The sequence below is a fragment of the Enorma shizhengliae genome, from assembly GCF_009676995.1.
Classification (GTDB): Bacteria; Actinomycetota; Coriobacteriia; order Coriobacteriales; family Coriobacteriaceae; genus Enorma; species Enorma massiliensis.
This window is the reverse complement of sequence record NZ_VTFZ01000001.1, coordinates 230,687-242,335: the sequence shown is the minus strand read 5'-3', so window position 1 is coordinate 242,335 and position 11,649 is coordinate 230,687. Positions and strand designations below refer to the sequence as shown.

The window sequence follows — 11,649 nt, the reverse complement described above, 5'->3', positions numbered from 1 at the left end:
CGCGGTCGGGCTCCCGCACGAATCATGCACTCCACGACAAACCCCCGCGCATGGTCCTCGCTATCTGCGACGCACGTTTCTGGCTAAAAATGTCGATTTTCTGCTCTCACCGCTCGCACCTCTTCCTCAAATGCCAACAAACAATCTGCGCTGATCCGTGTAAACCAACATATCCGCAGGTTTTTCTAGCGCTTCGCACGCGCCCCCAATGCAGGCGGCGTCGAAACCGTCACGAGGGCACCGAGCCATCGCCATAAATCGACATTTTTAGCCAGAAAAGTATCCGTGCCGCGCAATGCAACGCGACACGGATACAACAAGCACTGTTTTATTCACTCAGTGGCACAAGCGGCGCGCTTTGGACAAAGACGAGGCCAGGCCGGCGACGGCGGGGGCGGCGCGCGATGCCCAGTCGCACCGCGCTCACCGCCCCGCACAGCCCAGCATGCGCCAGCGCTAGCTTTACTCCGCCGGCACCTCATAGGTTGCCGCAGGACCAGCTTCGCCGGCAACCACGTAGAACGAATTGTCCGCGTCCACGTCGATGGTCACCTGGTCGCCCTCGTGCACCGTGCCGTCGATGATTGCACGCGCGATACAGTCGACCACCTCGTTTTGGATGAGGCGCTTGAGCGGGCGAGCGCCGTACACCGGGTCGAGGCCACCCATCGCGAGCATCTGCTTCGCTGCCGGCGTAACCGCAAGGGTCATACGCTGCTTCGCCAAGCGTTCGCGCACATGAGCCAGCTGGATGTCGACAATCTGCTCGATCTGCTCCATTCCCAGCGGATGGAAAACCACAATGTCATCGATACGGTTGAGGAACTCCGGCCGGAACGTGGCGCGCATAGCCTCATCAACCTCGCGCTTGAGCGCCTCGTCATCGGTGCCCGCATGCTCCGCAATCGCCTGCGAGCCCACGTTGGACGTCATGATGATGATCGTGTTCTTAAAGCTCACCTGGCGCCCCTGGCCATCGGTTAGGCGGCCGTCATCGAGCACCTGCAGAAGCACGTTGAACACGTCGGGGTGCGCCTTCTCCATCTCGTCCAGCAGGATCACGCTGTACGGGCGACGGCGCACGGCCTCGGTCAGCTGGCCGCCCTCGTCGTAGCCCACGTATCCCGGAGGAGCGCCGATGAGGCGCTGGACCGAGAACTTCTCCATGTACTCGGACATGTCGATGCGCACAAGCGCGCGTTCGTCGTCGAACAGGCACTCGGCAAGCGCCTTGGCGAGCTCGGTCTTGCCCACGCCGGTGGGTCCGAGGAAGAAGAAGCTGCCGATGGGTTGGTCGGGGTCGGACAGGCCCGCACGGCTGCGGCGCACAGCGGCAGACACGGCCCGCACGGCTTCATCCTGCCCAATCACGCGCTTATGCAGCTCTTCCTCGAGATGGGAGAGCTTCTCGAGCTCGCCCTGCATCATCTTCGACACGGGTACGCCGGTCCATGCGCTCACCACCTCGGCGATCTCGTCGGAAGTCACCTGCTCGTTAAGGCCACCCCCGCGCTCCTTCTGCTCATCGAGCTCGGCTTCGGCAGCCTGCATGTCGTGCTCCAAGCCCGGAATCACCGCGTAGCGCAGCTCGCTCGCGCGCGCCAAGTCGCCATCGCGCGTAGCGCGCTCTTCCTCGCCGCGAGCCTCGTCCAGCTTGCCCTTGAGCTCCTGGACGCGGTCGATGGCGTTCTTTTGGTTGAGCCAGCCCGCTTTCTGCACGTTGAGCTTTTCCTGCACCTCGGCCATCTCCTGGCGAAGCGACTGCAGGCGCTCCTTCGAGGCATCGTCGGCCTCTTTCATGAGTGCCTGCTCCTCGATCTGCATCTGGGTGAGCTGGCGCTCCGTCGCGTCGATTTCGGCGGGCATGGAGTCGAGCTCCATGCGAAGGCGGCTCGCCGCCTCGTCTACCAGGTCGATAGCCTTGTCGGGCAGGAAGCGGTCGGCGATGTAGCGGTCCGAGAGGTCCGCCGCCGCCACAAGCGCGTTGTCCGCGATATGCACGCCGTGGAAGATCTCGTACTTCTCCTTGAGCCCGCGCAGGATGGAAATGGTGTCCTCCACGCTCGGCTCGCCCACGAACACGGTCTGGAAGCGGCGGGCGAGCGCCGCGTCCTTCTCGATGTACTTGCGATACTCATCGAGCGTCGTCGCGCCGATGGCATGCAGGTCGCCGCGGGCGAGCGCGGGCTTCAGGATGTTGCCCGCGTCCATGGAGCCCTCGGTGGCACCCGCGCCCACGATGGTGTGGAGTTCGTCGATGAAGAGGATCACGCGGCCCTCGGATTTTTCGACTTCCTTGAGCACGGCCTTCAAGCGGTCTTCGAACTCGCCGCGATACTTGGCACCAGCCACGAGCGCGCTCATGTCGAGCTCGATGAGGTCCTTGTCGCGCAGGGTGCTCGGCACGTCGCCGGCCACGATGCGCTGAGCGATGCCCTCCACGATGGCGGTCTTGCCCACGCCAGGCTCGCCGATGAGCACGGGATTGTTCTTGGTGCGGCGGCTGAGCACCTGGATGGTGCGGCGGATTTCTTCGCTGCGGCCGATGACCGGGTCCAGCTTGCCGGCGCGCGCCAGGTCGCACACGTTGCGGCCATATTGCTCAAGCGCCTCGAACTGCGTCTTATCTTCAGCAGAGGTAACGCGGTCCTCGCCTCGAAGCTCTTGATAGACCTCCTCGATGCGCTCACGCGTCACGCCGGAGTCGTTGAGCACGCGGCCCGCATCACCCTTGTCCTCGGCAAGGGCCATGAGCAGGTGCTCGGTTACCACGAAGCTATCGCCCATCTTGCCCGCGTGCTTCTCAGCGCGCTCGAGCACGCGCACCAGGTCGCGCGAAAGCCCGACCTGGGTACCATCGCCCGTTACCTTGGGGGCGCGGTCGATGGCTTCCTGCGTCGCGCGGCTGAGCTGCGCCGGATCGGCACCGATGCGCTCGATGATGACCGAGATGTTGCGCTCGCCGCTCGTGAGCAGCGCCGAAAGCAGGTGAATGGGCTCGACGGCGCCAGCCTCGGCATCGCCCGCGATGCCGATGGCCGCCTGCAGCGCCTCCCTCGATGTCATTGCCAGCTTGTCGATTCTCATGCGAATCACCTCTCTTGCGTGCGGTTCGCCAGGTTTGGCACGGGACCGGGACTGCGTCGGCTTCGGAGCGGGCTGGCAAGCCATCCAGCCCCGTCGTCGCCCCGGCCCTGTTGTTGGCCGGCGAACCATGCCGCCCTACGGAGCGGCGTCTGTTCTATCGTGGCTATTGTTTCCGCTCATAAGCTTCTCTATTCATAAATCTAAGTCTCTATATATAAGATTTTCTGTTATTGGCGCGCGCATATAACGCTCCTCCGCCGCACGCCGTAAGCGCTTGGTAAGGGCTTCGCCAAAGGCCCAGCTTGCTGCGAAGCGTGGCCTACACTGGGGCATATCTGAAAAGTTAAGCAGAAAGCCCAGCCCATGATCCCTTCAATCGATCAACTTGCCGCCATGTTTATCGACCTTGCCATCGCGTGGGGCGTTCCCGTGGTCTACCTGCTCCTCTGCATCATTTCCGACCGGCGCGCCCGAGCACGCGCCGTCCCGCTTCCAGCCGACATCGATGCGACGCCCACCGCCCCCAACCTGCACCCCGTACTCCTTGGCGCGCTGCGATGCCACGACGAGACAAGCAGGGGCAATGAGAGCAACGCCTACGAAACGGCGCTCGGTGCCGTCGTGGCCATGATTGGGCGCGGGGTGCTCAGATTCGAGGACAAGGCACCCCGTGGAGCGGCGGATGCGGAATCGACCTTGTTGGAAGACGGCGAAGAGGGACCCGTCGTCACCGAAAATCACAGGCGCCGCCGACGCCGAAAAGCCGTGCGCGACGAGCGCGTTCACGCCTTCGGCGCCCACCTTTGGCTCACGCGCCCAAGCCAGGAGGCGCGCAGCGCGAGCGCCTCCGACAACCGCGCGCGGGCGCGCTCCGGTAGCGAGCAGCAATACGACGCTGACGCGCTCAGGCTCGTCATGCCTCCCCAGGCCTCTCGCGCGAACCTTGAGGAGCTCTATAGCCGCGCCGCCGACGCCTACCGACCCCTTGGATCATTTCTCGTTCTGATGGCAGACGACCTCGTCGCGCTTGGGCTCACGCAGCGGCCAGGGGCGCTCTACCGCATCGTCTTTAGCTGGCCCGTCACGGTGTTCACCTGCCTCTGGTGCCTGTTCGGACCGGCGCTCGCACTCCTCGAACCTGGAACAGCGGGCTCGGCTGTGGCGTGCGTCATGATGATCGCCGTCATGTTGGGGCGCGCAATGCTGGTAGACCTTGGAACCCGGCTCACGCCCGAAGGCGCTCACGTGCTCGCCCAAGGAGATGCCAACATTCGCTGGGCGGAGTGCCTCAGCCGTGGAGCCATCGCGCTTCCAAGCCGCCTTTCGCCCGACGAGGTAACGCGCCTTCTGGCGACGCTTCTCGCCATGGGCCGCCACGACCTTGCCGGCGATGTCGCTGACTGCCTCGTGAGCAGCGGATACGCCAGGGTTCTCGATTCGCCCCATGCCCGGCAGGCCATCGACTTCTGCATGCGCCGTCCCTTTATCGACACGTCCGTTATGAGAAAGGACCTGTCGCCAGCAGACCTGCTCATCGAAAGCGTCGACAAAACCGTGGAAATCATGCGAGGCTGAGCGAACCGGGCAAAGCGCGCCGGCCAAGGGCACTGGACGCCGCACCCGCCAAGAGCCCCGGCCCCGCAACGGCCGAAGGCACCCAGCCGCTGGCCGGAACGTTCGCCCAAATGGCCCATCCGCGAAAAGCAAGCGGCTGGGCGCAGTATACTGACGATATCGAGTTTGTTGTCAGCACGCCCCGCAAACCGGGGCAGCCAGCACGTAAGAGGAGGCTGCATGGCTCGCCTTAGCGTAGATTTCTACTCCACCTCGCTCATGCGCACCACCACGCTTGACGTGATTCTCCCCACCGATTGCCCCAGCGACGCCATGGGGTTCGACTATATGCGCCGTCAAGACCCCGCATCGTGGGACCGCACGCCCATGCCCGCAGAGAAGCCGCCGTTCAAAGCGCTCTTTCTGCTTCACGGCATCTCCGGCAACCATACGGACTTCATGTCCGAAACGCGCATCCGCACATTCGCCGAGGAACGCGGCCTCGCGGTCATCATGCCGTCCGGCTACAACGCGTTCTACCTCGACCATCCCGAAACCCATAACTACTACGGTCGCTATGTGGGGCTCGAGCTCGTCGAAGCCGCCCGCCGCATGTTCCCCATCTCGCGGCGCCGCGAGGACACGTTCATCGGCGGCATCTCCATGGGGGCGTACGGCGCGCTCCGGAACGGCTTCAAGTATGCCGAGAACTTCGGCGGCATCATCGCTCTTTCCTCTGCCATGATCTTGGGGGACTTCGACCGCCTCATTAACGACGACGTCTTCTTCCTGAGCCGCAACTTCCTGGAATCCACCTTTGGCGACCTAACCCAGGTCATCGATAGCGACAAAGACCCACGCCGTCTGGCCGCCGACGTGGTCTATTGCGACCGCCCCAGGCCGCGCGTCTTCATGGCGTGGGGGTCGAATGACCCGCTCGCCGAACCCAATCGCGCACTCGCCGAGCGCCTGCGAGGCACCGGCATCGAAGTTGAGCAGCGCGAGATGCCCGGTGGCCACGACTGGACCTTCTGGAACACCGCGCTGCCCCAGGCGCTCGACTGGCTGCCTCGTTAGGCTCGACGCCCGCACGAAGGGAGATTGAGATGGCACTGCTCCGCGTCGATTTCTACTCCGAGTACCTCAAGCGCAACGTTGTGCTTACCGCCGTGATCCCCGTCGACAAGATGGACGGCGACAAGCGCGCCAAAAAGCGCCGCGGCCCGTATCGCACCGTCTACCTGCTTCACGGGCTCTTCGGCCAAGACGTCGACTGGATCGACAAGACGCATGTGGTCGAGACGGCCGAAGCCCGCGATGTGGCACTCATCATGCCTTCCGGCGAAGACGGCCTCTACCTCAATAAGCCCGAAATCAACGAATGGCACGGCAAGTTCATCAGCGAAGAGCTCATCACCATTACGCGGCAACTCTTCCCCCTCTCCGCCAAGCGCGAGGACACGGCGCTGGCCGGCATCTCCATCGGCGCGTATACGGCGCTCATCAACGGCATGCTTCGGCCCGACCGCTTCGGCAGCATCATCATGCTTTCGGGCGCTTTCATGCGCGACCGCATCCTCGACGCCGTCGACTCGCACTCGCCGCGCAAGCGCAAGTACTACGAGCGGTTCTTCGGCGACCTTGACACGGTCATTGGCACGGAAAAGGATTATGTGGCGCTGGCCGAGCGGTTCGAAAGCGAGCCCGAGCTGCCCAAACCCAACTTCTACGTGGCGTGCGGCCTGCATGACAACCTGTGCGAGAACAACCGCGAGGTGGTCAAGCTTCTGCGCGACACCGGCTTCGACGTGACGTACTGGGAGCCGGGCATCGGCGGGCACGAGTGGCCGTTCTGGAACGCATGGATCGACTGCGCGCTCGATTGGTTCGCCCCGGGCGAGATGCGCCCCACCACCGCCGGCGGCGACTACACCGCCTTAACGAGCCTGCGCGCGCCCGGCAAGCCCATCCCCATGACCGGGGAAGATCCAGGCAATCTGTAGCGGCGGGGCGGCAGCGTCCCGCTGAGGGCGCCCTTCTTCGGGCGGTTTTACGCACTTGCAGGGAAAACCTGCTGTCTAGCTGCGTAAATACCGCCCGAAGAAGGGCGCCTATCACGGTAACGGCCCGCCGTCCACCACGGCAACGGCCTCCCCAGGTGCCGCAGATTCGCCCGAAAGAGGAGAACGCACCTAGCGGTGGTGACCGACGAGTGAAGGGCAAGGTGGGGCGCTCTGGAAGGCCGGCCGGGTCGAAAAACCTACGCGAACTGGGCGTTGTAGAGCTCCGCATACGCGCCGCCGGCGGCGAGCAGCTCTTCATGCGTGCCCTGCTCGATGATGGTTCCGTGATCCATCACCAGGATGAGGTCCGAGTCCACGATGGTGGAAAGCCGGTGCGCGATCACGAAGCTCGTGCGCCCCTGCGTGAGCGCCTCCATGGCCTGCACGATGGCTTTTTCCGTGCGGGTGTCCACGCTCGAGGTCGCCTCGTCCAAGATGAGAATCGCCGGATTGGCAAGCAGCACGCGCGCAATCGTGAGCAGCTGGCGCTGGCCCTGGCTGATACTCTCGGCATCGTTGGCGAGCCGCGTGTCGTAGCCATGCGGCATCGTGCGCACAAAGAAGTCAACCTGCGCGGTCTTTGCCGCCTGGATAATCTCTTCGCGCGAGGCGCCGGGGCAGCCATACGCGATGTTCTCGGCAATCGTGCCCTCGCGCAGCCACGCATCCTGCAGCACCATGCCGAAGTTTCGGCGCAGGTCGGCGCGCGTCATGGCATGCGTGTCCACCCCATCGAGCGTGATGCGGCCGCCGTCGATCTCGTAGAAGCGCATAAGCAGGTTGATGAGTGTCGTCTTTCCAGCGCCGGTGGCACCCACGATGGCCACCTTCTGGCCCGGCTCCGCTACGAAGCTTACGTCGTGCATGAGCGGCTGCTCCGGGTTATAGCCAAAGCGAACGTGCTCGAAGGCGATACGGCCGCGCACGGGCTGCGGAACGGCGGCGGGCACCTTCGGGTCGGGCTCAATCTCCTCCTCATCGAGAATATCGTAGACGCGCTCCACCGCCGCCAGCGCGCTCTGCAGCTGGTTCATCGTGAGCGAGAACTGGGTGAGCGGCTCGGCCGCCGTGTTGACGTACTGGAAGAACGCCTGCAAGCGACCGATGGTGAGCTGGCCGCGCATGAGGAAGCCGCAGCCAACGAGCGCTAGGATGACCTGCGAGAGCCGCACCAAGAACCGCACCATGGGCGCCACCACGTTGGTCATGAAATCCGTCTTGCGCATGGCGTTGGCGAGCTCCTGCGCCGCCTCGTGGATGCGCGCCGAGCTGGCCTGCTCGCGATTGAACGCCTTGATGACGATGCGCCCGGAATACGCCTCTTCAACGTGGCCGGTAAGCAGGCCAACCGCGCGCTGCTGCTCGGAAGCAAGCACCAGCGTGCGCTTGGATATGGCGCGCGTCATGAGGATGGAGGCGGCTGCAAACGCTGCAAAGATCGCCGTGAGCACCCAGTTGTAGCGCAGCATCATGATGATCGCGCCGATAACCGAGCCAACCGAGACCATCATCGAGAGCAAACCGCGCTGCATGACCTCGGAAACCTTGTCAAGGTCGTTCGTCGCGCGGCTCATGATGTCGCCGGGCTTGTTGGCGTCGTAGAACTTGAGAGGCAGCACGTTGAGCTTCTGCGCGAGCTCTTGGCGCAGCGTGAGGTTAAGGCGCTCCGCAAAGCTCGCCATGGTGAAGCTCTGAATGGTGTAGAACCCCCAGGCTGCCGTCCAGATACCCAGGTAAACAAGGATCTCGCGGCCGCCGGTGTCCCAGCCGATCGTGAAGCCGCGGCCCTCGGCGAAGCTGGCCTGGATCTCGGTCCAAAGCAGGTCGATGACATGCGCGCTGTATGCGGGGGCGGCGATCTGCGCCACGGTGTAGCAAAGAACGCAGACGAGCACCACGGCAAAGCGCCAGTGCTCGCGGCGCGACGTCTTCCAAAGCCGACGCACCACGGCAAAGGCATCGCGCGGCACCTCAAGCTCTTGCTCCTCATCTCGTGTGGGCTCGGGCGCGTTCCCCTGCGCCGCCTGGCTGTTGGTCAGGTTCTTCTCCCCTGCCATGGCTACTCACCTCCCTTCATCGCTGCACCATCTGCGGCGGGCACCTGCTCGCGGTCCTCTCCCGTCAGCTCTGCGAGCTCCTCCTCGCGCAGCTGCGAGCGCGCAATCTCCTGATAGGCCGTACAGCTGCGCATAAGCTCCTCGTGCGTGCCCAAGCCCTGGATGCAGCCGTCTTTGAGCACGATGATCTGGTCGGCGGTAAGAATCGTGTTGATGCGCTGCGCGATAATGAGCACCGCGGCGTCGGCAACCTCCGTCTGGAGCGCGTGACGCAGCGCCGCGTCTGTCTTGAAGTCCAGCGCGCTGAACGAATCGTCGAAGATGTAGAGGTCGGCCGGGCGCACGAGCGCACGCGCGATGGAGAGGCGCTGGCGCTGACCGCCCGAGAAATTGGTTCCTCCCTGGGCCACGCGGCTCTGGAGGCCGTCGGGCAGCTCGCGCACGAAGCCGGACTGCGCCACGTCGAGCGCATGCCACAGCTCTTCATCCGAAGCATCCGCCTTGCCGTCGCGCAGGTTGTCCGCGATGGTTCCGCTGAAGAGCCAAGCTTTCTGCGGCACATACGAGATGTGGTCGCGGAGCTCCTGTTGGGTGATGGTGCGCACGTCGCTGCCGCACACGGTCAGCTCGCCATCCGTCACGTCATGGAAGCGCAGCATGAGCTTGGCGATGGTCGACTTGCCCGAGCCCGTCTGTCCGATGATCGCCGTCGTCGTGCCGCGCCTCAGGTAGAAGTTGAGGTGATGCAGCGTATCTTCGCTCGCATCGGCAAAGCGGAACGACACGTTGCCGAAATGCGCCACCACGTCCGGCCTGTCGGTGCGGGCATGGCCGCTTGGCAAGGCCTCGGCTCCTGCGCCCGCCTCGTGTGCCTCGAACGAAGCGAGGAAGCACTCCGGCACGCCAGCCCCGTCATGCGCGGCGGCCTCCAGCGGCGCGGCGTCCTTGATGGACGGTTCGCATTCGATGACCTCGCGGCAACGCTCCAGGCACACGAGAGCGCGCGGCAGGGTGAGCATGCAAATCTGCGCCATCATGATGAAGAACAGGATGAGCATCGCATACTCGATGCACGCAGAAATCGAAGCAATCTGCATAGCATGCGCGCCCACGCGATTGCCGCCGAGCCACAAAATCGAGACCTCGGCCAGATTCATCACGAAGAACGCTGAGCAATCGAGCGTGGCAAAGATCCAGTTGACCTTGATGGCACTGCTCGCATAGGTACCGAAGGCATCGTCGAGGCTTTCCCGCTCAGCCGCCTCCCTGCCAAAGGCGCGAATCACGCGCACGCCCGTAATGCTTTCGCGCAGGCGCACGTTCATGCGGTCGATGAAGCGCTGGAGGCGCTGGAAGATGCGGGCGGCCTTTTTCACGCTCACGACAGCGATCACCGCGACCACCGCGATGAACCCGGCAAGCAGCAGGCCCATCTGCATGTCGATGCTGCATGCCAGCACCACGCCGATTACCGCTGCAAACGGTACGGGAAGGATCATCTGAATGCTCATGCTGAGCGCGGTTTGAATGACGTTCACGTCGCCAAGCGTGCGCGTGATCATCGAGCCCGTGCCAAACTGCTCGAAGTCGCCACCCGAGAACGCGAGCGACGCGTCATAGACCGCAGTGCGAATGTCGCGGCCAACCTTGGTGGCAAGATCGGCGCAGAGGTAGTTGTTTGCAAATGCTCCGCCGCCCGAGATGAGCGCCGCAACGAGCATGACAAGCCCTTGCTGAACCAGGTAATCGAAATCTCTCGAGGAGACGCCGATGTTGATCATGTTGGCAAGGATCGTGGGCACCAGCAGCACGCCCAGCAGGTTAAGGCCGAGCGCTCCAAGCACCCCCGCTACTTGCAGACGATATGGTTTGAGGAAACGCAGCAACGTGCGCATACGCAAGGCTCCTTTTCCTTGGAATAGCATAAGGTCAAAGAAGGAACGGACGCTTGAAATGCATCCGCATCGTGGCGCCTGCACGCCCCAGGAGTGCATGGCGCTAGGTGGGAACGCAGGCTTCTGGCGTGCACGCCAAGATCTGCTGCTCAAGCGCATCGATATAGCGACGCACCAACTGCACCAGCAAGGAACGCTCCTGCTCGGTCAGCGACGAGAACGCACGCTCCTCCGCGCGAATGGCGGGAACGATGCGCTCGGCAGAAAACGCGCGCCCCTCTTCGGTGAAGGCCGCCAGCTTACTCTTGCGGCTGCCTTCCATGAACGTCAGCGCTATGAGGCCGCGCTCCTGCAGCACCTTAAGGGCCGAATTGATGGTCTGCTTGCTATACGACCACGACTCTGTGAGCCGGGCAAGCGGCAGCTCGCCGCCAGCGCGCTCGATATCGTAGAGCATCCAATAGGCGCAATCCGAGAGCCCGCAACCGCGCGCATATGCATGGTAGAGCTTGTCGACTTCGTTGTAGAGCAGGTCGAGCGCAAGCGGAGTCGTCTCCACGCCGGACAAGCTCGCGGCAAGGCTCTGCTCGCTAACATGCTGGCTATCTCCCATGGCACAAGCCCCCTCTCGCTGTTTTCCATACGTCTACGGACCTTCGGGCGTCGGGCTGGTCCTGCTCCGTTCCGCACGCGGGCATGCACTCGCAAGCACGAAAGCCGTAGGCGGGCATGCTGGCTCCGCTCCACGCGAGGGTGCCGCGCCGGCCTGCAAGTCGCAGCTCGACAGCTTCCCAAGGCCCGCCCGCGAATCGGAAGCGGCCTCATGCCCGAGAGCAGTTGGACAGGTACGCCGGCTCCGCGCCACACGTGCACGCAACGTCGGCCCGCAAGCCGCAGGCAGACACGCTGGCCCACTCCAAGCAGACGTGCGCCCGCAAGCCTGCGGCCCACGCGATCGACCACCCAACCCGAAGCCCACGGGTTCACAATGCA

Annotated in this window: 7 protein-coding genes; 3 read left to right on the top strand and 4 right to left on the bottom strand. The window is 63.8% G+C overall.

The window, feature by feature from the left end; translation table 11 throughout:
- Nucleotides 1-462: 462 nt before the first annotated feature.
- The gene (clpB, locus tag GJE22_RS00935) at nt 463-3,087 is read right to left on the bottom strand and encodes an ATP-dependent chaperone ClpB (protein ID WP_144687368.1); all 2,625 of its coding nucleotides are present in this window, start codon (nt 3,085-3,087) and stop codon (nt 463-465) included.
- A 363-nt stretch (nt 3,088-3,450) separates the two neighbouring features.
- Between clpB and GJE22_RS00930 the strand changes: the two genes are divergently transcribed.
- The 3 genes from GJE22_RS00930 to GJE22_RS00920 all read left to right on the top strand — a co-directional run bounded on the left by GJE22_RS00930 (nt 3,451) and on the right by GJE22_RS00920 (nt 6,644).
- Complete coding sequence (locus GJE22_RS00930; RefSeq protein WP_144687370.1) at nt 3,451-4,662, top strand: hypothetical protein; 1,212 nt, start codon at nt 3,451-3,453, stop codon at nt 4,660-4,662.
- A gap of 219 nt (nt 4,663-4,881) precedes the next feature.
- Nucleotides 4,882-5,718 carry an alpha/beta hydrolase gene (locus tag GJE22_RS00925; RefSeq protein ID WP_144687372.1) on the top strand — a complete coding sequence of 279 codons (837 nt, stop codon included), beginning with the start codon at nt 4,882-4,884 and terminating at the stop codon, nt 5,716-5,718.
- 29 nt (nt 5,719-5,747) lie between these two features.
- On the top strand, nt 5,748-6,644 hold the full coding sequence (locus GJE22_RS00920) for an alpha/beta hydrolase (protein WP_144687374.1): 897 nt from the start codon (nt 5,748-5,750) through the stop codon (nt 6,642-6,644).
- Between the two features lie 257 nt (nt 6,645-6,901).
- On the opposite strand, the gene GJE22_RS00915 is transcribed toward GJE22_RS00920, so the two are convergent.
- The 3 genes from GJE22_RS00915 to GJE22_RS00905 form a co-directional block, all read right to left on the bottom strand.
- On the bottom strand, nt 6,902-8,761 hold the full coding sequence (locus GJE22_RS00915; protein ID WP_144687376.1) for an ABC transporter ATP-binding protein: 1,860 nt from the start codon (nt 8,759-8,761) through the stop codon (nt 6,902-6,904).
- Nucleotides 8,762-8,763: 2 nt separating this feature from the next.
- Nucleotides 8,764-10,656, bottom strand: coding sequence for an ABC transporter ATP-binding protein (locus tag GJE22_RS00910; RefSeq protein WP_144687378.1), 1,893 nt, complete (start codon nt 10,654-10,656; stop codon nt 8,764-8,766).
- A gap of 103 nt (nt 10,657-10,759) precedes the next feature.
- Entirely contained in the window at nt 10,760-11,269 is a 510-nt protein-coding gene (locus tag GJE22_RS00905) for a MarR family winged helix-turn-helix transcriptional regulator (protein WP_144687380.1), read from the bottom strand.
- Nucleotides 11,270-11,649 lie beyond the last annotated feature (380 nt).

What these genes read in the sequence shown, in the direction of transcription:
- GJE22_RS00910 (WP_144687378.1), bottom strand. Translation starts at nt 10,656, where the DNA reads ATGCGCACGTTGCTGCGTTTCCTCAAACCATATCGTCTGCAAGTAGCG.
- clpB (WP_144687368.1), bottom strand. Translation starts at nt 3,087, where the DNA reads ATGAGAATCGACAAGCTGGCAATGACATCGAGGGAGGCGCTGCAGGCG.
- GJE22_RS00905 (WP_144687380.1), bottom strand. Translation starts at nt 11,269, where the DNA reads ATGGGAGATAGCCAGCATGTTAGCGAGCAGAGCCTTGCCGCGAGCTTG.
- GJE22_RS00920 (WP_144687374.1), top strand. Translation starts at nt 5,748, where the DNA reads ATGGCACTGCTCCGCGTCGATTTCTACTCCGAGTACCTCAAGCGCAAC.
- GJE22_RS00930 (WP_144687370.1), top strand. Translation starts at nt 3,451, where the DNA reads ATGATCCCTTCAATCGATCAACTTGCCGCCATGTTTATCGACCTTGCC.
- GJE22_RS00925 (WP_144687372.1), top strand. Translation starts at nt 4,882, where the DNA reads ATGGCTCGCCTTAGCGTAGATTTCTACTCCACCTCGCTCATGCGCACC.
- GJE22_RS00915 (WP_144687376.1), bottom strand. Translation starts at nt 8,761, where the DNA reads ATGGCAGGGGAGAAGAACCTGACCAACAGCCAGGCGGCGCAGGGGAAC.